The sequence below is a fragment of the Mesorhizobium sp. WSM4311 genome, from assembly GCF_002295115.1.
Taxonomy (GTDB): domain Bacteria; phylum Pseudomonadota; class Alphaproteobacteria; order Rhizobiales; family Rhizobiaceae; genus Mesorhizobium.
In genome coordinates, this window is sequence record NZ_NSFV01000004.1 from 455628 (window position 1) to 478694 (window position 23067).

Below are 23067 nucleotides of genomic sequence, written 5' to 3' on the forward strand. Positions count from 1 at the left end.
TTGGTAACCGAGCCATGCAGCCCTGCAACTATAGTCTAACGTGCGGTTTCGTGGCCCATGCGACACGCCGAAACTTGGCATGGAAAAATGCCCGGGGATCGCCTATTTTGCAGGCAGGATATCCCTTGCCAGATGGAAAACAGACCCAAAATGCACCAGCCGCTCGTCGCCATATCGACCGACGTCCGTCAGTTCGACAACTACACCTGGCATGCCGCCCCGCAGCAATATCTGGAAGCGGCGGTTGCCGGCGCCGACGTGTTCCCGCTGCTGGTGCCGTCGTTCGGTGACAGGCTCGACTTCGATGAACTGCTGTCCTCGGTCGACGGCGTCATGGTCACCGGCTCGAAATCCAACGTGCACCCCTCGCTTTATGGTGGCGATGCCAGCGAAGCCAACGGCCCCTATGATCCGGCGCGCGACGCCACCACGCTGCCGCTGATCCGCCGGGCGATCGAGCGCGGCGTGCCGCTGCTTGCCATTTGCCGTGGCATCCAGGAGTTGAACGTGGCGCTCGGCGGCACGCTGGGCACCGAGATCCAGGAGCGCGAGGGTTCGCTCGACCACCGCGCGCCGGCGAGCGACCAACAGGACGAGCGCTTCGCCATCCACCAGACCATTTCGATCAAACCGGGCAGTTGCCTGGCCGGTGTGTTCGGCGCCGGCGAGATCAAGGTCAATTCACTGCACCGCCAGGCGATCGATCGGCTCGGGTCGAAGCTCGAGATCGAAGCGGTCGCCACGGACGGCACGGTCGAAGCGGTTTCGGTCAAGGGAGCACGCGCCTTCGCCGTCGGTGTCCAATGGCATCCGGAGTACTGGGTCAATTCGGACAGCAACTCGGCCAAGATTTTTCGCGCCTTCGGCGATGCGGTGCGCCTGCACGCCGCCGCGAAGGCTGGCTCGCGGGCCGCGGCGGAGTAATCAGCCGCCGGTGTTGCGGTCGCCCGCCAGCGACAGCAAGGGCGTGGCAGGCGCATAGGATTCGTAACCGTCGCCATCAGCCACGGCGAAGGTGACAATCGGGTCGATGCCGTTGGCGCTGAAGGCGACCGTGCCGTCATTCTGCTGGCGCCAGAACTTTGCCCGTTCTATGCCAGGCATCAGACGACGGCATGTCGAAGCAACAGTGAGCAGGGACAGGCCATCCGAAATTTCGGCCCCGCGGCTCACCGCGCAGGCCCTCTCATCGCCATTGGCGACCAGCCTGTAGGTGTTGGATGGCGTGACCTCGTCGGCGACGCTTTCCCCATTGCCGTCATGAAACAGATGAACGCCGCCAAACAAGGCGGCGGCGGCGATCAATGCGAAAAGCGTTTTCATTCTGTCTCATCCACGCACACGGGCAGGATGGAGAATGATTTCAAAGGGTTAAGCTGGCGTTAATAAATGTGGCGGAGCCACTGCCGGTGTCAACGAATGCCGAAGACGAAACCGTGGAACTATTGCGGGACGGTCGGCGGATAGCGATCTGAAAGGAGTTTGAAGAGCCACTCGCGCTCGACATCGGTGGCTGCCGAACCAATCTCGACCCTCTGGGCACCAGCGTCGACCGTCAGGCGATTGCGAGTATCGCCGTCGCGAAGTCTCAGCGATTTGAGCTGCATCCGGTCGAACCGGCGCTCGGTCCGCTTCGAAAACAGCTGCGTCCAGGCGGAGGCGCCGTAGGATGGCATCTTGAACGGCGGCAACCCAGGGTCATGGCTGACCCCGGCCGCATCGAGCCTTATCACTTCGGGCACGGAGCGCCGGAAAATGCGGCGAACCATGAGCATTGCGAAGATGCCGCCGACTGTCCAAGCGCAGAGCCAGAAGGCAACAAACGCCATAGGTCCGCCGAACGGCCTGGTCACGAGCTGATATGCGGCTGTCATCTCACCGAAGGCCCAACCACCTAGCCAGCAAAGAACGAATATGCCGATCAGGTAGTTGGCGAAGGGCCGCCTTGGATACGGAATTGAAATGATCTGGTCCCGGCCATTGGTGGCGACCAAAATCGTGGAATTGTCAGGCGGCTTCACCGTCATCGGTTTGCTTCGCTAGCCGCGAGCCTTCACATGCGCCGTCTCCGGCACCGGCGTCAGCGGACGGCGCTCGGTGAACCAGGACACCAGATTGTCGACGCACAGATCGGCCATGGCGCGGCGTGTGTGCTCCGAGGCCGAGCCGACATGCGGCAACAGGGAGGCGTTGGGGGCGTCGAGCAGCGCCTTGGGCACATTCGGCTCGTCGGCGAAGACGTCGAGCCCCGCGGCGGCGATGGTGCCGCCGGCAAGCGCCGCCGCGAGTGCCGCCTCGTCGACGGTGCTGCCGCGGCCGATATTGACGAAGACGCCGTTGGCGCCAAGCGCCGACAGGATCTCGGCATTGACCGCCTTCTGCGTAGAAGCGCCACCAGGCGCCACCGAAATCAGCGTATCGACCGCTTCCGCAAGACCTTTCAGCGTCGGGTGATACTGATACGCAAGACCTTCGACGCGACGCCGATTGTGATAGGCGACCGGCAGGCCGAACGCCTCGAGCCGCCGGGCGATGGCCTGTCCGATGCGGCCCATGCCGAAAATCCCGACGCGGCGGGCGCGCAAGGTCAGCCGGCTCAGCGGATAGTTGCCCTTGCGCACCCAGCTGCCGTCGCGCAGCCAGTTTTCCGCGCGCGGCAGGTCGCGGATCGTGTTGATCAAAAGCCCGACCGCGGTGTCGGCGACCTCCTCGGTCAGCACGTCGGGCGTGTTGGTGACCATGATGTTCTTCGCCGCCGCATGGCCGACATCGACCGAATCATAGCCGACGCCGAAGGAGGCGATGAGTTCGAGATTGGGCAGCGCATCCATCATAGCCGCGCTGATGCCGGCAAAGGAAGCAATGCCACGCACCATGCGGCGCATCTCGTCGGTGACCAGCGCCGGATCGGCGCGCTCGATCCTGATCTGTTTGAAGGTACGGTCGATGCGCCGGACGGCATGGTCGCTGAAGTCCGCCGGCACCAGAATGGCGACGGCTTGCAGCTGTTCGGCCTTGGTCATGCCCGCTCCACCGGCTTGCCGGTCGACTGGCGCACATGCAGCTCCGGCTTGATCAATTCCTGCGAGGGCCGCACCGTCTGCCCATTGAGCTTGTCGAGCAGCGCGCTGGCGGCGCGGCGGCCGACCTCGCGCTGGCCGTTCCAGACGGTGGTCAGCGCCGGCGTGGCGATCGCCGCCTCCTCGAGATCGTCATAGCCGGTGACGGAGATGTCGATGCCCGGCACCAGGCCGGCGCGCGCAATGCCGTTCATCAGGCCGATGGCGACGAGGTCGTTCCAGCAGCAGGCGGCGGTCGGTCTGTCCTTCAGCGCCAGGAACTGCCCGGCGGCCTCGAAGCCGGCCTGCTTGGTGCGCGGACCGGCGATGCGCCAGGACGGCCTGACTTCGAGCCCTGCCGCCTCCATGGCGTTGACATAGCCCTGATAGCGGTCGCGGCCGGTCGAGGTCTGGTCGGTGCCGCCGATCATGGCGATGCGCTTGTGGCCGAGCGAGATCAGATGGTTGGTGGCAAGCCCGGTGCCATAGGAATCGTCGCCGCGAAACACCGGCACGTCGGCGCCCTCGACGGTGCGGGCGATCAGCACCGCCGGCAGGCCGTTTTCCTCGGCCATCAGTATGTCGGCGGCCGGGGTGCCGATGGCCGGCGACATGATGACGCCGTCGGCGCCGAGCTGCAGCAGCGTGTCGATGAAGGTGCGCTGCTTTTCGAGCTGGTCGTAGTGATTGGACAGGATGAAGGTCTGCCGGCTGCGGTCGAGCTCGCTCTCGATCGAGCGCAGGATCTCGGCGAAGAACGGGTTCATGATGTCGTGCACGACGACGCCGACAATGCCCGAACGCGAGGTGCGCAGGCTGGCGGCGCGGCGGTTGTAGATATAGCCGATAGCGCGCGCATGTTCCTTGATGCGGTCGCGCGTCGCGCCGGCCACCAGCGGGCTATCGCGCAACGCCAGCGACACGGTGGCCGTGGACACGCCGAGTGCATCGGCGATCGTCGAAAGCTTGATTTTTTGTGCCAGCGCCTTGCGCTCCCCGAACGAGCTGAATTGCGACTTAAACTGTTTAAAGGCGGCGTTATGCCACCGATCGGGGGCAAATCAAAGTTTTTTTGCCAGCGCCTCGGCCTCGACATCGGAGGCCGCGCGGCTCCGCAGCCGAAGCCGGTGCTCGCGATGGACGATGTAGAGGCCGCTGGCAACGATGATGGCGGCGCCGACCAGCGTCCAGCGATCCGGGAACTGCTTGAAGATGATCCAGCCGGAAATGATCATCCAGACCATCTGCGAATAGGGATAGGGCGCCAGTGCCGTGGTCGTCGCCAGCCGATAGGCCTGGACCAGAAGCCAGTGCCCGACACCGCCGAACACGCCAAGCATGAGCAGGATGAACCAGTGCCAGCCATCATGCGGCAGCGAGAAGGAAAACGGCAGCATGGGCAAAAGCAGCACCGTCGGCGCCAGCGCCGAAAACAGGATCAGGCTTTCCGACGTCTCCGTCGACGACATGCGGCGCGTCATGATGACATAGAAGCAGTTCGACAGCATCGAGCCGAGTGCGAAGAGATGGCCGATGCCGAAGACGCCGACACCTGGCCTTGTGATGATGAGGACCCCGGCGAACGCGGCCAGAATGGCCAGCCAGCGCCGCCAGCCGGCCCATTCGCCGAGCAGCGGGCCGGCAAGCGCGGTGATCACCATCGGCCCGAAGAAATAGATCGACGTCGTCTCGGCCAGTTGCAGGGAGCGCAGGGCCAGGATGTTGCACATGGTCGAGCCGAACAGGAACACGCCGCGCAGCACATGCGCCGGCAGGTTGACCGGGCGAAACCGCAGCGGATCGCGCCAGCCGCGCAGGAGGGTGCCGACCAGCACGACATGCACGGCAAAGCGCACCCAGGCAACGATCAGCGCCGAAACGCCCGCAAGGACGAGATATTTGCTCGAGGTGTCGAGGAAGGTGAAGAAGACATAGGTGGTAAGCATGCACAGGATCGCCACCGGCGGCGTCGCGCTTTCGACGTATCTTTGGGAAGCATTCACTTGCAGGCCGGAGGAAAAGCTGGGCTGAAGCGCACCTTTGCGGGAATTGTCGCTTGCCGGCAAAGCCAAAAGCGCCTGGCACAACAAGACGTTCCGACAGGCTTAGCCCCGTCTCGCATGCGATGGCCCAAACCGCCATCGCCGCCTGGGTCAGGCCTCAGCCTGGCCGCATGTCGATCGGCGTCGCAACCATGCTGCCTTGACGACACGCATCTTTTGCGCCTAGCTCTGATCCCATGAACATCGCAATGGCTTTGGTCGTCGTAAGGGAGCGCATGGGCAGGATGGTGTAACCATCCGGCGAAAGCACCCATGCGCGGTAAGCAGGCTCCTGACGGGGCCTTTTTTTATGCCCGGAATTCGGGCCACCCGTCAGACCCCTCACTTCAATCCCCCGACAAGGCGAGCGAGATCATGGCGAGCGACAACCCCATTCGGCGTCCGGCTATAGGCACAATCGGTAGCACGAGGGTCTCCGAACCGGCTGCTCCACCCCGACTGATTACACTTATCCTGCTTTCGGCTCTTGCCGTGTTGCCGGTGAACATGATTTTGCCGTCGCTGCCGAACATTGCCGTAACGTTTCATGCCGATTTCGCCTTGGTCAATCTGTCGGTTGCCGGCTTTGCGATCATCACCGCCGTCATGGAGGCCATCGGGGGTGTAATATCGGACCGATTTGGGCGCAGGCCGGTCGTCCTGGCATCTCTCTCGATCTTCGTCGCGGCGTCCATCGGCTGCGCTGTGGCTCCTAATATCGGCACCTTCCTTCTGTTTCGCGCGATGCAGGCGTGCATCGGCCCCTGCTATTCGGTCGCTCTGGTGATCATCAAGGAGACATCGGACGAGCGCGAAGCCGCCAGCAAATTCGGTTATCTCGCCATGGGGTGGGCGCTCGCGCCCATGGTCGGTCCTTTGTTCGGCGGTTCCCTGGACGAACTGTTCGGATGGCGGTCAAGTTTCGTTGTCTTTGCGATCCTGGGTGCAGCCGCCTTCGCCCTATCCATGCGCGAGATCAGAAGAATTCCATTGCCGAGATCGCGTGGGAATTACGTTGTCGCCTATGGGCTTCTCCTGCGTTCGGCGCGGTTTTGGGCTTACACGCTGTGCATGGCTGCCTCGATGGGCGTCCTTTACGTCTTCCTGGGAGGAGCGCCATTGGTCGTCGGCGACGAGCTCGGTAGGTCAAGCGCGAAGCTCGGCTTCTACATGGGATTGGTCCCTACCGGTTTCATTCTCGGCAGCTATCTGGCCGGGCGCTACGCCTCGAAAACCTCGCTGGGCGCCATACTCGTTCTTGCGCGCCTCCTGACCTGCGCCGGTCTGCTGGCCGGCCTGGCCCTGTCAAGCCTTGGTATCACGCACGTCCTGGCCTTCTTTGGGCCTTGCTTGTTCATCGGCGTCGGCAATGGATTGACCATGCCCGCGGCCAACAGCGGCGCCTTGTCCGTACGACCGGATCTGGTCGGCACCGCCGCGGGACTGGCTGCCGCGATGCGGATCGGCGGCGGGGCGCTCATAGCCTCCATCGCCGGCCTCTTCCTGGCGAGGTCGATCCCCGCGCTGTTCGTGACGATGCTGATATCAGCGGCCCTCGCATTGCTGGCGGCGCTGTATGCAGCTGCTCTCGATCGGCGGCAGCCAGCCGATTGAGTGTCGCTATGCCTGCATGCGGGCGCCCTTGGTGATCTTGTCGACCACCTTCTTGTCGGCGCGCAGCGCGATGCCGACCACCTTCGCGTCTTCGGGCGCGAATTGTGCGAAGACGGCGCGGTTGGCGGCATCGAAGCCGGTGGAAAACATCTCCTCCACATAGAGCGAAGTCGTCACGCCGCGCTCCAGCGCGCGCCGGTGGATCGTGGCCAGTGTCGCCTGATCTGCCGACAGCACGATGACCGGCTGGATCGACAGCGGATTGTAGAGATTGCCCGAGCGGTCGCGATAGGGCTCGCCTATGATGTCGGGAAACTGCGCGACAATGCCGCTGGTCAGGAAGGCGGTGACGTTGAGTTTCTGCCAGACGGGCAAGTCTTCCCGCAGGACGATTGCAAATTTCGTATCGAACATGAGAAAAGACCATTCGAGGTTAGGCCGCGACTACGAGGCTGAAGGAGACGATGTCGTTCGAAATAGACCGGCAGGCCTCTAGGGGTCTTGGACGTTTGTGCGCGGATGCGGCGGAGAACTGCATCATTTCCGCACCCGACCCCGCCGGCATGGAGCGGATCGAGGCGCGCTTTCATGGCAGCGCCTTCGACCTGCATCGTCATGACACCTACGCGATCGGGGTGACGCTGCATGGCGTGCAGACCTTCCGCTATCGCGGTGCGACGCGATTGAGCCTGCCCGGCCAGATCATCGTGCTGCATCCCGACGAACTGCATGATGGCGGCGCCGGCACCGAGGACGGGTTGCGCTACAGGATGCTCTATCTCGAACCGTCTCTGATGCTGGACTGCCTTGGCGGCGCGTCGTTGCCCTTCGTCAGGGATGCCGTGGTGCGGGACGAAGCCTTCTGCGCCACGCTGCTTTCAGCGCTGGGGCCGCTGCAGCAGGAACTCGACGAGCTGTTCGTCGATGACTTTCTCACGCAACTGATGCATGGCCTGGCACGGCATGCCGGCGAGCCGGCAAAGCAGATGGCCCGGACGGCATGGCGGGCGGCGACGCTGGCGCGGGACTATCTTACGGAGAACGCAATGCGCCCGGTGCGTTCCGGCGAATTGGAAGCCGTCACCGGACTGGACCGCTACGCCTTATCCAGGCATTTCCGCGCCGCCTTCTCGACCAGCCCGCATCGTTTCCTGGTGATGCGCCGGCTTCAGCGCGCGCGGCGGATGATTACCGCCGGCGAGCCCCTGGCGCAGATCGCGGTCGAGGCTGGCTTCACCGACCAGAGCCATTTCAACAGGCAATTCAAGAAGGCATTCGGCATGACGCCGGGGCGTTGGTCCTCGCTGATCCGGGACGCGGCTCCTGCAGCGGCCTGATCACTCGTCCGCCTCGGCGTCGTCGTCGATCAGCACAAGCTCCTCGTTGGAGAGATTGGCCTCGATGCGGGCCAGCAGCTTGAACAGCGCCTTCTGGTCTTTCTTGTCGAGGCCCTTCAGCGCCTGTTTTTCGGTCTTCTTCACCGATTTCTCGATGGCGTGGATGATATCGCGGCCAGCGTCGGTGAGGAAAATATGAGCCTGACGGGCGTCGGCCGACGAGGCGCGCTTTTCCAGAAAGCCCTGCGCCTGCAGCCGGTTGATGGTCTTGGTGATGGTGGGCGGGCGCACGCCGAGGCGGCCGGCGAGATTGCCAGGCGTCTGGCCGTCCTCTCGGTCGAGCGCCAACATGATCTGGTCCTGGCCGGCATAGAAGCCGTGCGCCAGGAGCCGGGCCGCCAGCGCGGTTCTTGCCAGCCTTGCCGCCGAATGCAGCCGGCTCATTGTTGCAGTTTTGTCCGCCTTGGCCATGATCATCCCCTCTTCGGCCATACCGGTAGCGACAGCATAGACGCAGCCGGCCGGTTGGCAATCGACGATAAAAAGAATCCGGCGCGTGAAACAGCTTTGCCGGCAAGCATTGCGGTGCCCGCCGTGGCTAATGCCAGATGTTTATTTCAGTTAGATGACAAACGACTTTTCGCCGCACGGGAATCGCCGCAAAGGTGGGGCGCGCGTGACGTGAGACGCGGCTTGCTCGCGGCAAAGGCGCACTTTCGCAGTCATCCGGCACGCCGATATCGCAGTGGCCGGGCCAAGAGCTTTGGCCCATCGGTTTGCCCCGTGCAAAAGCCCCGCACACATCCTATATGGAACCGACAATCCCTTTTTCGCGGCCTGGATTTCAAGGCCCAGTCATCTCGAGGCAAGCCATGAGCGACGCACAGACGCAGATCCCCGTAACCGTTCTCACCGGCTATCTCGGCGCCGGCAAGACGACGCTGCTCAACCGCATCCTGTCGGAGAACCATGGCAGGCGCTACGCGGTCATCGTCAACGAATTCGGCGAAATCGGCATCGACAACGACCTGATCGTGGAATCCGACGAGGAAATCTACGAGATGAACAATGGCTGCGTCTGCTGCACGGTGCGCGGCGACCTGATCCGCGTCGTCGAGGGCCTGATGCGCCGGCCCGGCCGCTTCGACGCCATCGTGGTCGAGACAACCGGTCTCGCCGATCCGGTGCCGGTGGCGCAGACCTTCTTCATGGACGACGACGTACGCTCCAAGACCAAGCTCGATGCGGTGGTGGCGCTGGTCGATGCCAAGCACCTGCCGCTCAGGCTCAAGGATTCCAAGGAAGCCGAGGACCAGATTGCCTTCGCCGATGTGGTCGTCCTCAACAAGACCGATCTCGTCACCCCGGAAGAGCTCGCCAAGGTCGAGGCGACGATCCGCGCCATCAATCCGGCGGCCAGGATCCATCGCACCACGCGCGCCGGCGTCGCCCTGTCGGAAGTGCTCGACCGCGGCGCCTTCGACCTCTCCCGGGCGCTGGAGAACGATCCGCATTTCCTCGAGACGCATGACGATCACCATCACGACCACGATCACGATCATCACGACCATGATGGCCACGATCACCACCACCATGATCATGACGGGCATGACCACCACGAACACGCGCATCCCTCAGACATCCATGATGTGACGGTGCAGTCGGTGTCGTTGCGCGGCGGCGAGATGGACCCGAAGAAATTCTTCCCATGGATCGAGAAGATCACCCAGATGGAAGGCCCCAACATCCTGCGGCTGAAAGGCATCATTGCCCTGAAAGGCGATGATGAACGCTACGTCATCCAGGGCGTGCACATGATCATCGAGGGCGACCATCAGCGCGCCTGGAAAGACGGCGAGAAACATGAGAGCCGGCTGGTGTTCATCGGCCGCGAACTGGACGCCGAGCGGCTGAAGAAGAGTTTCGAGGCCTGCCAGGCCTAGTCAGGCTTTGCCGTGCGCTTCCAGGCTAGATGTAAAGGAAGACGGACGGGTGCGTCACAGCGAGGGCGTCCTTGAAATGGTCGAATGATCGGCTTTGACCAACAGGCGATGGCTAGCGCGAAGTACATCTGTGATCGAGGAGGTGCTCGGCTGCCCTTCCCCAATTTACCAGAATATAGAATCCCGGCCTCGCGTCAGCCAGCGTTGCACCGGCGACGAGTACATTTAGATCATCCATAGCATGTCGTGCCTGAGGCAAACCGGCAACAACCAAGCCAACCACGTTAGTGGTTCGCAGATCCGGCTCATCCACTGCCATTATCCAATAGGGTCGCCCGTTCAACATCAATGGAAACGGTTGCCAAGCCGCGTCTTGCTTCGGCCCATCTGAGGCAAGCGTCCTTTCAACCGACTCCAGCAAGCAATCGACGTGGATGTGCAACTGATCCTGGGACCGCTCAAATCGGGAATTCACCGCCAGGCCAACGGCTGATCGTGGCAAGCCGTGTCCGAGTCTTGCCTCGACTTTCTGTCGGGCTTCCCATGCCCGGTTCCATAGTTGGGCGCTATCCGTGGAACGGGCGGATGGGCTCTCCAAGCCCGCAACGGCTGTGATTGGGGCCACCACAAACTCGGTCCGGTGTAGGGGTGATTTGATGAGCACTGACCCATAATCCCCTTGCTCGGTCAGTATCACCTCGTCGCAGGGGAAGGCGACGCCAAACCGCGTACTTGCAAGTGCGCAGGTCTGCACCGTCTCCCACAGTATTTTGCGTCTGAGGAAAGCGTAGCCGGCAGCGACTGACAAAGCGACCAACAATGTCACGAACAGCCGAAGGCCCCTGCGCTCCAAGAAGCCCAGCACATTGTTCCTTTCTCAAACGACCGGAGCGAGCGGCGCGAGCATCGCCAGGAACATGGTTCGGGTCATCATACAATCGCAGGGTGCGGAAGTTCCGTTCCCACCTGGAAATCACGATCGGTGATGTTATCCCCGTTCCGTTGGGGATCGGAAGATGTCCAACCCGCCATCGGGCAGGGCTGGAGGTCAACTGCTCGCCGCCGCCGCGTTGCGCTGCCTGCGGCTTGCCGGCGAAGGCGGCGGGATCCTGCTCATCATCGATGCCAAGAGCGACCGGGTCCGCAAGGTGGTCTGCCAGCTGTGGTGCAGAGCGCCTCCAGGGATCGGCTTTGACCCTGGCGATGCCATTGGCGACGTTTGCAACTGAACTGCGAGCCAACGGGCTGCTTTGACCAGATTACAGCCTCTTGCCGCCTCGCCGATCCTCCGAGGTTGCCGGAACCCTAAACGTCGAGTAAGCCCCTGCAACCGCTGCAATTCAACTGAATAAAGATACCATGCCCACAGTTGCTCCCCTCGACCTCGAAGGCCATTGCGTCGCCGCTATCTTCCTTGGCGACGTGCCGCATTTCGCGCTGGCCGATGGCGCCGTCCATCGGCTCGACAATGGCCACAAGACCATCCAGGCCAATGACGGGTTGCTCGCCACCTTCCACGATGCGGCCAACGACCGGCTGATCACCGGCGGCGAGGACGGCAAGGTATTTGCCGTCAAGGCGGGCGGCGAACTCGCCGAAGTGGCGAGCGCCGGGAAAAAATGGATCACCAGCGTCGCCGCCGGGCCGCAGGGCGCCGTCGCCTATGCGACGGGCAAGACCGCCTTCGTGCGCTTCGCCGATGGCAAGACCAGGGAATTTGCCCATCCGCGCTCGGTCGAGGGGTTGGCGTTTTCGCCCAAGGGCATGCGCTTCGGCGTTGCCCGCTACAATGGCGCGACGCTGCATTTCCCGGCCGCCGAGGGCAAGCCGGTGGAACTCGAATGGGCCGGCGCCCATACCGGCATCACCTTCTCGCCTGACGGCGCTTTCCTCGTCACCACCATGCAGGAAAACGCCCTGCATGGCTGGAAATTGGCCGACGGCAAGCACATGCGCATGACCGGCTATCCCGGCAAGGTCAAAAGCCTGTCATGGAGCGTCAAAGGCAAATGGCTGGCGAGCTCTGGCGCGCCGGCGGCGATCGTCTGGCCGTTTTCGGGCAAGGACGGACCGATGGGCAAGGCGCCGCTGGAACTCGGCACGCGCGGCAACACGATGGTGACTTGCGTGGCATGCCATCCGAGCCAGGATGTCGTGGCGATCGGCTATGAGGACGGCATGGTCATTGCCGCCCGCTTCGCCGACGCCAAGGAAGTGCTGTTGCGCCGGCAGGGCAAGGGCGCCATCACCTCGATGATGTGGGACAGGGAAGAGCGCCGCATCGCCTTCGGCAGCGCGGCCGGCGATTGCGGTGTCATAGACATCACGGCCTGAATTCACCGCGCTCGCGCGGCCAGCCGAAGAGGCTTGCGCCGCAGCGACAGGCCGTCGCGCATGTTGAGCGACAGCAGTGCGATATTCGTTGCGCCGGCTGCCAGTTCGATCGTCTGGACGACTACGAAAAACTTGTCGAAGCGACCAGCCGCGGCAAAGCTGCTGAGCAGGAAGGCGCAGGGCACGAGGACCAGCAATCCGTTGGCGGCGATGATGCGCATGCGCCACTTCTTGCGTGCCACGACCGGGCTCTTCCAGCCCTTGCCGAGTGAAAAGCCCGATGCGCCGGCAACGATCATCGCCGGGATGAGCACCGCCATGCCGGCCAGCACACAGTTCTTGACCGTTGTGATCGCTGCCGCGTCGCCGAGCAGTTCGGCCGTGGCGGTCGACAGCCAGAAAGCCGACACCGTGGTGAGCGCGATGGCGCCCGCCGCTGCATGAATTCTGGTTTTCATTTTCATCTCCATAGCAAGCTATATATCATTGCATAGCATGCTATTCAACTATTATCTGGCAGGCATGACATTTCACAAGGAGCGATCCGCGGGATTCCTGGCCAATCACATGGCGCGGTTGTTTGCCAACGGCCTGCAGCAGCGCATCCGGCCACTCGGCCTGGCGCCCGCTCAGTTCATGACGCTGCTGGCGTTGTGGGATGATGATGGCCTGACGCAACGCGAACTCGTGCAGCGTCTCAGCGTGGAACAAGCGACGATGGCCAACACGCTGATCCGCATGGAACGTGATGGGCTGATCGAACGGCGCCTGCACCCGGAAGACGGGCGCTCGCAGTCAATCCATCTCACCGCGAAAGCCGTTGGCCTGCGCGAGCCGGCGACACAGGCCGCGCGCTCACAGAACGAGGTGGCACTGACGGGCTTCAGCGAGGACGAGCGGCTGGTGTTTCTCGACCTGATGCGGCGCGCCATCGCCTCGATGCAGGCAGGCTGACACAATCGATCGGCCCCCTACTCAGCCCCGCACGACACTTTGCCCGTCAATTCAGCCGGCTTGCCATCCTTGTCGATGTCGGCGGTATTGTCATAGACGGCAAGCTTGTATTGCCCGTCATAGACGCCTTCGTCGCTGGCCTTGGTCAGGATCGTCAGTTCGATCGAATTGAAGGCGTTTGCCGCCTCGTGCTCGTGGTAGATGTTCAGCCGCAGTTCCTTGTCGTCCAGCCAGTACTGGGTCAGGTTGGAATCCTCGAACACCGTCTTGCGCAATCCATCGCCAGCCGGCCTCGCCTTGATTTCGAGATCGCCGCGGAAGTTGAAGGTCGGGCCGCCCATGCCTCTGGTGACGCCGGCGCCGACATCGAATGTCACAGCCGTATCGTCGACATTGCACCAGATACCGCCCGAGGCGAAGGCCGTGCCAGCCGACGCCAGGAGCATTGCCACACAGATGATCGTCCGCATTTTTGTTCGCCCCACCGCAATTTCCGCTCATATTGGCGCCGACTTCGCCAGCACGGTCAAGCAGCGCCCAAGCGGCGCCGCAGGCGGCTGAGCCAATGCAGGGCGGGCGCGCGGCCAATTGCGGTTGCGGATATGGATTGGCTAAGAGGGACGGACGAGAGGGGTTTTCATGCACAGCAGCGACAGTTCAAAGACCATTGGCGGCATAAGCCGCGATCGCATCGCGCAATTGCGCGAGACCGAAAACGCGGCCTTCCGCGCGGCGCGGCCGAAATCGCAAGCCAAGGTCGGCAACGGCCTGCCCGGCTTCTTCGGCGGCGTGCCGATGCACTGGATGAACGACTGGCCGACACCATTTCCGATCCTGGTCGACAGCGCCAAAGGTGCTGCGATCACCGACATAGACGGCAACAGGCTCGACGATTTCTGCCTTGGCGACACCGGCTCGATGTTCGGCCATTCGCCGCCACCGGTGGCGCGCGCCATCCGTCGCCAGGCCGGGCGCGGCCTGACCTATATGCTGCCCTCGGAAGACGCGCTTGCCATCGGGCCGCTGCTGCAGCAGCGTTTCGGCCTGCCATTCTGGCAGATCGCGACGACGGCGACCGATGCCAACCGCTTCGCGCTGCGTGTTGCCCGCGCCGTCACCGGGCGCGAAAAGATCCTGGTGTTCAACGGCTGCTACCACGGCTCGGTCGACGAGACGATGGTGCGGCTGATCGACGGCAGGCCGGTTAACCGGCCCGGATTGGCGGGCGAATTCCGCGACCTGACCCGCACGGCGAAGGTCATCGAGTTCAACGATGTTGCAGCACTTGAAGCAGCCCTCAAGGGCAGGGATGTGGCCTGCGTCATCGCCGAGCCAGTGCTGACCAATTCCTGCATGGTGCCGGCCGCCCATGGCTTCCATGACGCGTTGCGAAAGTTGACGCGCGAGACCGGCACACTGCTCCTGATCGACGAGACGCACACGATCTCGACCGGCCCCGGCGGCTACACCAGGAAATACGGGCTGGAGCCCGACTTCTTCGTGCTGGGCAAGCCGATTGCCGGCGGCGTGCCGGCAAGCGTGTGGGGCATGAGCGACGAGGTCGCCTCGCGCTACGCCGATTACAACAGGACCAAGGAGCCCGGCTATTCCGGCATGGGCACGACGCTGTCGGCCAACCCGCTGCAGTTCGCCGCCATGCGCGCCACGCTCGAAGAGGTGATGACGGTGGAGAATTATGACCGCATGGACCATCTGGCGCGACGGCTCGATGCCGGACTGACCGGGGTGATCGACCGCTATCGCCTGCCCTGGCATGTCGCCCGCGTCGGCGCCCGCGTCGAATTCATCTGCGCACCCGGGCCGTTGCGCAACGGCGCGCAAGCCGAGACCGCGCATGCGCCGGAACTGGAGGCCGCCATCCATGTCGCGCTGGTCAATCGCGGCGTGCTGATCGCGCCCTTCCACAACATGATGCTGATCTCGCCGGCGACATCTGGCGCGCAGGTCAACCGGCTGATCGCCGCCTTCGGCGCGGTTGCGGCAAAGCTTGCGGCATGAGACAAGCGGCTATGGACAATGCCATCGTGACCTCCCCTTCGGGGTCCTCGCCCGCCGAGGCGCAAGCCTTTCTCGACGCCCATCCCGAAATCGAAGCCTTCGATATCGTGCTAACCGACGCCAATGGCGTCGGCCGCGGCAAGATCGTGCGCCGGCATGAGCTGAAAAGCATTTTCGAGGGCGGCCGGCACATGCCGATCTCGATCCTCGGCCTCGACATCACCGGCGAGGACGTGCACGAGACCGGACTGATCTGGACCACAGGCGACGGCGACCTCCGGGCCTGGCCGATCCCCGGCACGCTGGTGCCGCTCTACGGCACCAATCCGCCGCGCGGCCAGGTGCTGATGGCGATGTATCATCTCGACGGCCAGCCGATGTCGTCGGACCCGCGGCTGGCGCTTGCCCGGCAGGTCGGCATCCTCGCGGCCAAGGGGCTTTACCCGGCGGGCGCCTTCGAACTGGAATTCTTCCTGCTGGCCAATGAGCGCGACGCCGACGGCAAGGTGCAGCCGGCGCGCGCCGTGCTCGACGGCCGCGTTTCGGGCAAGACGGAGGTCTACTCCGTCGATCATCTGCACGGCATGGAGCCGCTGTTCTCCGACATCTACGCCGCCGCCAAGGCGCAAGGCATCCCGGCCGAGACGGTGATATCGGAATATGCGCCCGGCCAGTACGAGCTGACGCTGAACTACCGCAAGGATGTGATGCGGGCCGCCGACGACCTCGTCATGCTGAAGCGGCTGGTGCGGGCGCAGGCGCGCCGCCACGGCGTGACCGCCTGTTTCATGGCCAAGCCGATCGAGAAATATGCCGGCTCGGGCATGCATTTCCACGTCTCGCTGCAGGACAGAGCCGGCCGCAACGTCTTTGCCGAAGCCGGCGGCGAGAGCTGGTCGCTACCCCTGTTGCAAGGGCTCGGCGGGCTGATCCAGACGATGGCGGAATCGATGCTGGTGTTTGCGCCGCACGCCAATTCCTGGCGGCGCTTCGTCTCGCAATCCTATGCGCCGGTGGCGCCGACCTGGGGCGTTAACAACCGCTCGGTGGCGCTGCGCGTGCCGGCTGGCGACGCCAAGAACCGGCGCATCGAGCACCGGCCGTCCGGCGTCGACGCCAATCCCTACCTGATCGCCGCGACGGTTCTGGCCGGCATCATCAAAGGCCTCGACGAAGGGCTTGATCCCGGCCCCGAAACGACCGGCAATGGCTATGAAGCGGCCGTCACCCGCACGACGATGCCGGCGGACTGGCGCGCCGCGATCGAAGCGGCCAAGGCCTCCAGCTTCCTGAAAGGTGCGCTGGGCGAGGACCTGCACCGCACTTTCGTGGCCATCAAACAGTCCGAATATCTGCGCGTGGCACGCACGGTGAGCGAACTGGATTATCATCTCTATCTGCACGAGGTTTGAGGAAAGGAACCATCGTTCGCCTCGTCCATTTCAATATCGAACCGGACGAGGCAGGATGATGGCGACCACGGACCTTCCGCGTAAGGCGAAGATGCCAGACCGGCGCGTTTCTGTGCCACGCGCCGAGTTGATATCAGCCGAGACCAATGCCAACTCGGTCACGGAACTGCGCGAGGCGGCACAAGGTTGCCGTCGCTGTCCCCTGTGGCGCAATGCAACACAGACCGTCTTCGGTGGAGGGCCCGATAACGCCAAGGTGATCTTCGTCGGCGAACAGCCGGGTGATCAGGAAGATCTCGCCGGAAAACCGTTCGTTGGCCCGGCGGGCAAGGTCTTGGATGCCATACTGGACGACGCAGGGGTCGACCGGCAGAAAGTCTACGTCACCAACGCGGTCAAGCACTTCAAATTCGAGCCGCGCGGCAAGCGTCGCATTCATTCCAAGCCGAATGCCGGCGAGGTTCAGGCCTGCCGCTGGTGGCTCGACAAGGAGTTCGAGTTGATCAAGCCAAATCTTGCTGTCGCGCTTGGCGCGACGGCGGCGTTGTCGCTGCTGGGCAAGGCAACACCGGTTATGAAGATGCGCGGTCAGGTAATCGAGCGCGAGGATGGCTTGCGCGTGTTCATCACCATCCATCCCTCCTTCGTCCTGCGCATCCGTGAAGCCGCGGACAAGGAGGCCGAGCGCGAGCGTTTCCTGAGGGATATGAGAGAGGTGAAGCGGCTGATGGCTGCCTGAACCGGTCGCCTATCGGATCAATATCGCCCTGAGATCGTTGACATTCGTGCCCGTCGGGCCGGGCACGAAGAGATCATCAATCGAATGGAACGCCGTCCAGGCGTTGTTGCCGGCCAGCATCGCCTTGGCACCGACGCCGGCGGCGCGCATGCGCGAGACGGTCGAACCGTCGGCGAAGGCCCCGGCATTGTTTTCCGAACCGTCGATGCCGTCGGTGTCGGCCGCCAGGGCATGAATGCCTTGCACGCCGTTGATGCCGATGGCGAAGGCAAGCAGGAATTCCGAATTGCGGCCGCCCTTGCCTTTTGCCCGCAAGGTCACGGTTGTTTCGCCGCCCGAGAGAATGACGACCGGCTTCGTAAATGGCCGGTTGCGCGTCGCCACTTCGCGCGCGATGGCCGCGTGGACACCGCCGACCTCACGCGCTTCGCCCTCGATGGCATCGGAGAGGATGACGGCCTCTATCCCTTGGCGCTTGGCTTCCGCCGCTGCTGCTTCCAGAGACACGCCGGCCGAGGCGATCAGATGCACTTCATTGCGCGAAAAGCGCTGGTCGTCGGGATCTGGAGCGTCGGCCGCCGGCGAATTGATATGCGCCATCACCGAGGCCGGCAGCTTCATGCCATAGGCCGATATCGACGCCAGCGCGTCTTCTCGGCTGCCGGTATCGGGGACCGTCGGGCCGGAGGCGACAAGGGCGGGATTGTCGCCGGGAATGTCGGAGACCACCAGCGACACCACCTTGGCCGGCCAGGCAGCAGCGGCCAGCCGGCCGCCCTTGATGGTCGAGACATGCTTGCGGATGGTGTTCATCGCCGCGATCGGCGCGCCGGAGGCGAGCAGCGCCTCGTTGACGGCGATCTCGTCGGCCAGCGTGAGCCCAGCCGCCGGCGATGGGAGCAGCGCCGAACCGCCGCCGGAAATCAGCGCCACGACCAAATCGTCCGCAGTCAGTCCCTGGACCTTTTCCAGCAGTCGCCGTGAGGCCTCGAGGCCAGCGGCGTCCGGCACAGGGTGTGCCGCCTCGATGATCTCGATGCGTTCGCATTTCGCGCCATAACCATAGCGGGTGACGACCAGCCCTTCGATCGGCCCGTCCCAGACCTTCTCGAACGCCGCCGCCATCTGCGCCGAGCCTTTGCCGGCACCGATGACGATGGTGCGGCCCTTTGGCCTGGCCGGCAGATGGTCCCTGATCGTCCGTTCCGGATCGGCGGCGGCAACGGCGGCGTCGAAGATGGAGGTGAGGAAGGCCTTGGGGTCGAGCACGGTCATTCAGCTTCCGAAGCCAGTGCCAGACTACGTTTGTCGACACCCAGGTGATCGCACAGCGCATCGACGACCACGCCGTGATCCTCGCGTTCCGGCAGCCCGGAGACCGCGATCACGCCGATGACGCCTGCGCCTTTGACCGTCACCGGAAAACCGCCACCGGCGAGGACATATTCGGAGATGTCGAGGCCCTCGCCGATCTTGAAGGCGCGGTCGGGGCGTTGCTGCTCCAGCACCATGCGGTAGGTACTTCTCAGGAACCGTTTCACCACATTGATCTTGCGGCGCGCCCAATCGGGATTGGAAGCATTCGATCCCGGCGTGGCCGCATAGAACAACGGCCGGTCCCACAGCCTGATGTCGACGACGATGGGCAGGTTTTCGGCGATTGCGCGGGCGCGGATGGCGGCGCCGATCTTGAAGGCGACGGCCTCATCGAAGGCTGGGAAGACAAGAACTTCTTCCTGTTTCCGGATCAGTGCGATGTCGTCCGCAGCGGCCATGTCGTTCCCCTGTCAACTTCGCCGCACGCTTTGACCGATGGCTGCCGCCGGGTCAAGCGTCTGTGCGACTTCGTAAGGTCGTGCGCGTCGGTGTGTTGAGATCCAGGTCAGGCCGGGTCGAAAATGGTGGCTTCCGAGAACCGGAGCGGAGCGTACATTGGGTACGTCAGTGCCGGAACCGCAGGAAGCCACCATTTGCAGGCCGGCATCACCTGAATATCAGCATGCCTAATTCGCCATGTCGCTCTTGGCCGCCCGCCCCGCGACATAGACCTCGCGCACGGCGCGATCGTCGCCCAGCGTCTGCAGCAGGAACAATTCCTGCGCCAGCGTCTGCGCCGTTTCCATCCTCAGCCGCATCGCCGGCGTCGCCCGGGCGTCGAGCACGACGATGTCGGCGTCGGTGCCCTGATCCAGCGTGCCGATCTTGCCGGCCACCGACAGCGCCTCGGCATTGCCGCGCGTGATCTGCCAGAAGGACTGGAACGGGTTGAGCTTCTCGCCGTTCAGCGCGATCACCTTGTAGCCCTCGTCCATGGTGCGCAGCATGGAATAGTTGGTGCCGCCGCCGACATCGGTGGCAGCGGCGATCCTGAGCGGCTTGTCGCGGCGGCGAAAGCGCTGGTAGTCGAAAAGACCGGAGCCGAGGAACAGGTTCGAGGTCGGGCAGAACACCGCCACCGAGCCGCTCTCCGACAGCGCGTCCGCTTCGCGTTCACTGAGGTGGATGCAGTGGCCGAACAGGCTCTTCTTGCCCAGCAATCCGTAGTGTTCGTAGACATCGGTATAGTCGCGCAACCGGGGATAAAGCTGCTGCGTGAAGGCGATTTCGGCGTGGTTTTCCGACAGGTGCGTCTGCATGTGCAGGCCGGGATGCTCGCGGCACAGCGCGCCGGCCATCTCCATCTGCTCCGGCGAGGAGGTGATGGCGAAGCGCGGCGTAATGGCGTAGTGCTGGCGCCCCTTGCCGTGCCACTCCCTGATCAGCGCCTTGGTGTCGTCATAGCCGGATTGCGGCGTGTCGAGCACGCCTTCGGGCGCGTTGCGGTCCATCATCACCTTGCCGGCGATGTTGAGCATGTTGCGGTCATGCGACTCGGCGAAAAAGGCTTCGGCCGAGGCCTTGTGCACCGAGCAGTAGGCGGCCACCGTCGTGGTGCCGTGCCGCACCATTTCGTCGAGGAACAGCCGCGCGATGCGGCGGCCATGCTGGGCGTTGGCGAATTTCGTCTCTTCCGGAAAAGTGTAGGTGTTCAGCCAGTCGAGCAGTTCGGCGCCATAGGACGCGATGACCTGCATCTGCGGGAAATGCACATGGGTGTCGATGAAGCCCGGCAGCAAGAGGTGCGGCCGGTGGTCGATTTTTTTGGCGCCCTCACCGGCCTGCTTCTCGACTTGCGCATAGGCGCCTGATGCGACGATCCGACCGCCGCTTATCAGCAGGCCGCCATCTTCCTCATAACGCCACGCCGAATGGTCGTCGATGGTTTCAGGCCAGCGCACGAAGGACAGCGTGCGGCCGCGCAGAAGTGTCGAGGTCATGCTATTTCCCCGCGCCTTCGAACCAGGCCACCAGCAGCGCCCGTTCCTTGTCGGTGATCTGGCTGACATTGGCGGGCGGCATGGCGTGGCTGCGGCCGGCCTGCAGATAGATCTCGCGGGCATGGTTGGCGATGTCCGCATCGGTGTCGAGCACAACGCCCTTGGGCGCGTGGTAGATGCCTTCATAGACCGGTTCCTGGGCATGGCACATCGAGCAGCGGCCGAGCACGGTGTCGCGCACTGCCGGGAAATGCGCGGAAGCGATATAGACCTCCGCCGAGGCGGATGCCTTGGGCTCGCCGGTCAGCACCTTCGGCACGGTCGACAGCCAGATGATGATGAGGAACAGGACAAGGGCGCCGAGCCAGGTCCAGTGTGGGTTGCCGGCCCGCTTGTGCACGGTGTTGAAATAGTGCCTGATCAGCACGCCGATGATGAACACCAGCGAGGCGATGACCCAATTGAACTCAGTGCCGAACGCCAGGGGATAGTGGTTCGACAGCATCAGGAACAGAACGGGCAGCGTCAGATAGTTGTTGTGGAGCGAGCGCTGCTTGGCGATCTTGCCGTATTTCGGGTCGGGCTTGCGGCCGGCAATCAGGTCGGCGACGACGATCTTCTGGTTGGGGATGATGACCATGAAGACGTTGGCCGACATGATCGTGGCGGTGATGGCGCCGAGATGCAGGAAGGCGGCGCGGCCGGTGAACAGATGGGTGAGCCCCCAGGCGATGAACACCAGCACGCAGTAGAGCACCAGCATCAGGCCGGTGTCGCTTTTGCCGAGCGGCGAGCGGCACAGAAGATCATAGACCACCCAGCCGACGCCGATCGTTCCCAGCGACAGCAAGATGCCAGCCGGCACCGACATCGGCAGCACATTGGGATCGATCAGGAACAGGTCGGCCCCGGCATAGTAGACCACGCACAGCATGGCGAAGCCGGACAGCCAGGTGGCATAGGATTCCCATTTGAACCAGGTCAGGTGCTCCGGCATCTCGGCCGGCGCCACCAGATATTTCTGGATGTGGTAGAAGCCGCCGCCGTGCACCTGCCATTCCTCGCCGAAGGCGCCGACCGGCATGCCCGGCCGCTGGCGCAGGCCGAGATCGAGCGCGACGAAATAGAAGGACGAGCCGATCCAGGCGATGCCGGTGATGACGTGCAGCCAGCGCACGGCGAAGCTCAGCCAGTCCCAGAAAATCGCGAAATCCATCATTGAAGTCGTCCCTGCCGATGACGCGACTTTACGGTGTGGCGCGCAAACGGAAAGAGGCGAGGTGTGCGATGACTTTCAAAAAAAAATGGAAAATACTAGGTTTGTCGCTGCAAACCGGCGAAGGTGCTCCGCATGGCCTATCTCGACAACATCGCCGTCTTCGTTCGCGTCGTCGAACTCGGCAATCTGTCGGCGGCGGGCCGCGACATGCGTATTTCGCCGGCGGTCGCCTCCAATCGCATCAAGGAACTGGAGAAGCACCTCGGCGTGCGGCTGTTCAACCGCACGACGCGGCAATTGATGCCGACCGAGCATGGCACGGTTTTCTACTCGGGCGCCAAGCAGGTGCTGGAGGCGATCACCGAAGCGGAAGCGGCGGTGTCGGCTCTGTCCGGCCAGCCGCGCGGCACCATTCGCGTGACAGCGCCACTCGGCCTCGGGCGCCGGCTGGTGGCCTCGGGCATTCCTGATTTCCACGACAAATATCCTGACATCGAGGTGCGGCTCAGGCTCTCGGACCACAATGTCGACATCATGAAGGAGGGCATAGACGTCGCCTTCCGGCTCGGTATCATCGAGGATTCAAGCCTCAGGATGCGCGGCATCATGGAGTGCGAACGCGTGCTGGTGGCGGCGCCGAAATATCTGGAGGCGCGCGGCGAACCGGCGGAGCCGCAGGAGCTGATCGGAAAGAAACACGACTGCCTGATGCTGCGCTATTCCGGCGCACGCGAATATGTCTGGACGCTGCAGACCCCCGCCGGCCCGCAGAAATTCGAGGTGCACGGACCCTACGACACCGACGATGGCGATGTGCTGACCGGCTGGGCACTGTCGGGACGCGGCATCATCAACAAGCCGCGCTTCGAGGTCGAACCGTTCATCCGCGACCGTCGGCTGCAGGTGATCCTGGCCAACACGCCGCCGACGCCGGTGCAGTTCGCCGCCGTGTATCCGCACAAGAAGCTTCAGGACCCCAAGGTGCGGCTTCTGCTCGACTTCATGGCCGAGCGCTGCCAGCGGCTGATCAAGGATATCCTGGCCGGCAAGTGAGCGGCTGGCCGACAAGTGAGGGTCC

23 protein-coding genes and 1 pseudogene are annotated in these 23067 nt (G+C 63.5%); 11 read left to right on the forward strand and 13 right to left on the reverse strand.

Annotated elements, in window-relative coordinates; genetic code table 11:
- Nucleotides 1-150 precede the first annotated feature (150 nt).
- Nucleotides 151-924 carry a gamma-glutamyl-gamma-aminobutyrate hydrolase family protein gene (locus CK226_RS12955; protein WP_095792174.1) on the forward strand — a complete coding sequence of 258 codons (774 nt, stop codon included), beginning with the start codon at nucleotides 151-153 and terminating at the stop codon, nucleotides 922-924.
- On the opposite strand, the gene CK226_RS12960 is transcribed toward CK226_RS12955, so the two are convergent.
- From CK226_RS12960 to CK226_RS12980, 5 genes are all read right to left on the reverse strand, one after another.
- Complete coding sequence (locus tag CK226_RS12960) at nucleotides 925-1323, reverse strand: hypothetical protein (protein WP_095792054.1); 399 nt, start codon at nucleotides 1321-1323, stop codon at nucleotides 925-927.
- Between the two features lie 119 nt (nucleotides 1324-1442).
- Complete coding sequence (locus CK226_RS12965) at nucleotides 1443-2027, reverse strand: hypothetical protein (protein WP_095792055.1); 585 nt, start codon at nucleotides 2025-2027, stop codon at nucleotides 1443-1445.
- 12 nt (nucleotides 2028-2039) lie between these two features.
- On the reverse strand, nucleotides 2040-3023 hold the full coding sequence (locus tag CK226_RS12970; protein ID WP_095771586.1) for a 2-hydroxyacid dehydrogenase: 984 nt from the start codon (nucleotides 3021-3023) through the stop codon (nucleotides 2040-2042).
- Entirely contained in the window at nucleotides 3020-4042 is a 1023-nt protein-coding gene (locus CK226_RS12975) for a LacI family DNA-binding transcriptional regulator (RefSeq protein WP_095771585.1), read from the reverse strand. Before CK226_RS12975 ends, CK226_RS12970 begins: the two co-directional genes overlap by 4 nt.
- A gap of 78 nt (nucleotides 4043-4120) precedes the next feature.
- Nucleotides 4121-5005, reverse strand: a complete 885-nt coding sequence (locus tag CK226_RS12980; protein WP_179296027.1) for a DMT family transporter — start codon at nucleotides 5003-5005, stop codon at nucleotides 4121-4123.
- Nucleotides 5006-5374: 369 nt separating this feature from the next.
- Between CK226_RS12980 and CK226_RS12990 the strand changes: the two genes are divergently transcribed.
- A complete protein-coding gene (locus tag CK226_RS12990) occupies nucleotides 5375-6715 on the forward strand; it encodes a multidrug effflux MFS transporter (protein WP_095792056.1) in 1341 nt (446 codons plus the stop codon).
- A gap of 6 nt (nucleotides 6716-6721) precedes the next feature.
- Here CK226_RS12990 and CK226_RS12995 read toward each other — a convergent pair whose 3' ends face one another.
- Complete coding sequence (locus CK226_RS12995; protein ID WP_095789441.1) at nucleotides 6722-7129, reverse strand: DUF2000 family protein; 408 nt, start codon at nucleotides 7127-7129, stop codon at nucleotides 6722-6724.
- A 50-nt stretch (nucleotides 7130-7179) separates the two neighbouring features.
- Between CK226_RS12995 and CK226_RS13000 the strand changes: the two genes are divergently transcribed.
- The gene (locus tag CK226_RS13000; RefSeq protein WP_095792057.1) at nucleotides 7180-8052 is read left to right on the forward strand and encodes an AraC family transcriptional regulator; all 873 of its coding nucleotides are present in this window, start codon (nucleotides 7180-7182) and stop codon (nucleotides 8050-8052) included.
- Here the strand turns inward: CK226_RS13000 and CK226_RS13005 are convergent, their stop codons facing one another.
- A complete protein-coding gene (locus tag CK226_RS13005; protein ID WP_095792175.1) occupies nucleotides 8053-8523 on the reverse strand; it encodes a MarR family winged helix-turn-helix transcriptional regulator in 471 nt (156 codons plus the stop codon). It abuts the gene before it with no gap.
- A 401-nt stretch (nucleotides 8524-8924) separates the two neighbouring features.
- Between CK226_RS13005 and CK226_RS13010 the strand changes: the two genes are divergently transcribed.
- The 3 genes and pseudogenes from CK226_RS13010 (at nucleotide 8925) to CK226_RS13025 (ending at nucleotide 12329) form a co-directional block, all read left to right on the forward strand.
- A complete protein-coding gene (locus tag CK226_RS13010) occupies nucleotides 8925-9995 on the forward strand; it encodes a GTP-binding protein (protein WP_095792058.1) in 1071 nt (356 codons plus the stop codon).
- Between the two features lie 1043 nt (nucleotides 9996-11038).
- Nucleotides 11039-11249: pseudogene (locus CK226_RS13020) on the forward strand (GNAT family N-acetyltransferase); the annotation flags it as partial.
- 105 nt (nucleotides 11250-11354) lie between these two features.
- Nucleotides 11355-12329 (forward strand): WD40 repeat domain-containing protein, encoded by a 975-nt coding sequence (locus CK226_RS13025; protein ID WP_095792059.1) that lies wholly within the window; start codon nucleotides 11355-11357, stop codon nucleotides 12327-12329.
- A gap of 2 nt (nucleotides 12330-12331) precedes the next feature.
- Here the strand turns inward: CK226_RS13025 and CK226_RS13030 are convergent, their stop codons facing one another.
- Complete coding sequence (locus CK226_RS13030; RefSeq protein ID WP_095792176.1) at nucleotides 12332-12787, reverse strand: hypothetical protein; 456 nt, start codon at nucleotides 12785-12787, stop codon at nucleotides 12332-12334.
- Between the two features lie 64 nt (nucleotides 12788-12851).
- Here CK226_RS13030 and CK226_RS13035 point away from each other — a divergent pair, with 64 nt between their 5' ends.
- Entirely contained in the window at nucleotides 12852-13283 is a 432-nt protein-coding gene (locus tag CK226_RS13035; RefSeq protein ID WP_095792177.1) for a MarR family transcriptional regulator, read from the forward strand.
- Between the two features lie 17 nt (nucleotides 13284-13300).
- Here the strand turns inward: CK226_RS13035 and CK226_RS13040 are convergent, their stop codons facing one another.
- Complete coding sequence (locus CK226_RS13040; protein ID WP_095792060.1) at nucleotides 13301-13753, reverse strand: hypothetical protein; 453 nt, start codon at nucleotides 13751-13753, stop codon at nucleotides 13301-13303.
- A gap of 169 nt (nucleotides 13754-13922) precedes the next feature.
- On the opposite strand from CK226_RS13040, the gene CK226_RS13045 reads away from it, so the two are divergent.
- Genes CK226_RS13045 through CK226_RS13055 form a run of 3 tightly spaced genes read left to right on the forward strand, consistent with a single transcriptional unit; the run spans nucleotide 13923 to nucleotide 17453 of the window.
- Entirely contained in the window at nucleotides 13923-15302 is a 1380-nt protein-coding gene (locus CK226_RS13045; RefSeq protein WP_095792061.1) for an aspartate aminotransferase family protein, read from the forward strand.
- Between the two features lie 11 nt (nucleotides 15303-15313).
- Entirely contained in the window at nucleotides 15314-16714 is a 1401-nt protein-coding gene (locus CK226_RS13050; protein WP_095771576.1) for a glutamine synthetase family protein, read from the forward strand.
- Between the two features lie 58 nt (nucleotides 16715-16772).
- Nucleotides 16773-17453: a UdgX family uracil-DNA binding protein gene (locus tag CK226_RS13055; protein WP_095792178.1), complete on the forward strand. Its 681-nt coding sequence runs from the start codon at nucleotides 16773-16775 to the stop codon at nucleotides 17451-17453.
- Between the two features lie 9 nt (nucleotides 17454-17462).
- On the opposite strand, the gene CK226_RS13060 is transcribed toward CK226_RS13055, so the two are convergent.
- The 4 genes from CK226_RS13060 to CK226_RS13075 all read right to left on the reverse strand — a co-directional run bounded on the left by CK226_RS13060 (nucleotide 17463) and on the right by CK226_RS13075 (nucleotide 21989).
- Entirely contained in the window at nucleotides 17463-18728 is a 1266-nt protein-coding gene (locus CK226_RS13060) for a glycerate kinase (protein WP_095789435.1), read from the reverse strand.
- A complete protein-coding gene (locus CK226_RS13065; RefSeq protein ID WP_095792062.1) occupies nucleotides 18725-19228 on the reverse strand; it encodes a heme-degrading domain-containing protein in 504 nt (167 codons plus the stop codon). Before CK226_RS13065 ends, CK226_RS13060 begins: the two co-directional genes overlap by 4 nt.
- 228 nt (nucleotides 19229-19456) lie before the next feature.
- The gene (gene guaD / locus CK226_RS13070) at nucleotides 19457-20770 is read right to left on the reverse strand and encodes a guanine deaminase (RefSeq protein WP_095792063.1); all 1314 of its coding nucleotides are present in this window, start codon (nucleotides 20768-20770) and stop codon (nucleotides 19457-19459) included.
- A gap of 1 nt (nucleotide 20771) precedes the next feature.
- A complete protein-coding gene (locus CK226_RS13075) occupies nucleotides 20772-21989 on the reverse strand; it encodes a urate hydroxylase PuuD (protein WP_095771572.1) in 1218 nt (405 codons plus the stop codon).
- 132 nt (nucleotides 21990-22121) lie between these two features.
- Here CK226_RS13075 and CK226_RS13080 point away from each other — a divergent pair, with 132 nt between their 5' ends.
- Complete coding sequence (locus tag CK226_RS13080; protein ID WP_095771571.1) at nucleotides 22122-23042, forward strand: LysR family transcriptional regulator; 921 nt, start codon at nucleotides 22122-22124, stop codon at nucleotides 23040-23042.
- The last annotated feature ends 25 nt before the right edge of the window (nucleotides 23043-23067 follow it).

Coding starts and splice junctions, on each gene's coding strand:
- CK226_RS13060 (WP_095789435.1), bottom strand. CDS start 18,728: ATGACCGTGCTCGACCCCAAGGCCTTCCTCACCTCCATCTTCGACGCC.
- CK226_RS12960 (WP_095792054.1), bottom strand. CDS start 1,323: ATGAAAACGCTTTTCGCATTGATCGCCGCCGCCGCCTTGTTTGGCGGC.
- CK226_RS13055 (WP_095792178.1), top strand. CDS start 16,773: ATGGCGACCACGGACCTTCCGCGTAAGGCGAAGATGCCAGACCGGCGC.
- CK226_RS13080 (WP_095771571.1), top strand. CDS start 22,122: ATGGCCTATCTCGACAACATCGCCGTCTTCGTTCGCGTCGTCGAACTC.
- CK226_RS12980 (WP_179296027.1), bottom strand. CDS start 5,005: ATGCTTACCACCTATGTCTTCTTCACCTTCCTCGACACCTCGAGCAAA.
- CK226_RS13040 (WP_095792060.1), bottom strand. CDS start 13,753: ATGCGGACGATCATCTGTGTGGCAATGCTCCTGGCGTCGGCTGGCACG.
- CK226_RS13065 (WP_095792062.1), bottom strand. CDS start 19,228: ATGGCCGCTGCGGACGACATCGCACTGATCCGGAAACAGGAAGAAGTT.
- CK226_RS13005 (WP_095792175.1), bottom strand. CDS start 8,523: ATGGCCAAGGCGGACAAAACTGCAACAATGAGCCGGCTGCATTCGGCG.
- CK226_RS13045 (WP_095792061.1), top strand. CDS start 13,923: ATGCACAGCAGCGACAGTTCAAAGACCATTGGCGGCATAAGCCGCGAT.
- CK226_RS12990 (WP_095792056.1), top strand. CDS start 5,375: ATGCGCGGTAAGCAGGCTCCTGACGGGGCCTTTTTTTATGCCCGGAAT.
- CK226_RS13075 (WP_095771572.1), bottom strand. CDS start 21,989: ATGATGGATTTCGCGATTTTCTGGGACTGGCTGAGCTTCGCCGTGCGC.
- guaD (WP_095792063.1), bottom strand. CDS start 20,770: ATGACCTCGACACTTCTGCGCGGCCGCACGCTGTCCTTCGTGCGCTGG.
- CK226_RS12965 (WP_095792055.1), bottom strand. CDS start 2,027: ATGACGGTGAAGCCGCCTGACAATTCCACGATTTTGGTCGCCACCAAT.
- CK226_RS12970 (WP_095771586.1), bottom strand. CDS start 3,023: ATGACCAAGGCCGAACAGCTGCAAGCCGTCGCCATTCTGGTGCCGGCG.
- CK226_RS13000 (WP_095792057.1), top strand. CDS start 7,180: ATGTCGTTCGAAATAGACCGGCAGGCCTCTAGGGGTCTTGGACGTTTG.
- CK226_RS12955 (WP_095792174.1), top strand. CDS start 151: ATGCACCAGCCGCTCGTCGCCATATCGACCGACGTCCGTCAGTTCGAC.
- CK226_RS13025 (WP_095792059.1), top strand. CDS start 11,355: ATGCCCACAGTTGCTCCCCTCGACCTCGAAGGCCATTGCGTCGCCGCT.
- CK226_RS13030 (WP_095792176.1), bottom strand. CDS start 12,787: ATGAAAACCAGAATTCATGCAGCGGCGGGCGCCATCGCGCTCACCACG.
- CK226_RS13010 (WP_095792058.1), top strand. CDS start 8,925: ATGAGCGACGCACAGACGCAGATCCCCGTAACCGTTCTCACCGGCTAT.
- CK226_RS13035 (WP_095792177.1), top strand. CDS start 12,852: ATGACATTTCACAAGGAGCGATCCGCGGGATTCCTGGCCAATCACATG.
- CK226_RS13050 (WP_095771576.1), top strand. CDS start 15,314: ATGGACAATGCCATCGTGACCTCCCCTTCGGGGTCCTCGCCCGCCGAG.
- CK226_RS12995 (WP_095789441.1), bottom strand. CDS start 7,129: ATGTTCGATACGAAATTTGCAATCGTCCTGCGGGAAGACTTGCCCGTC.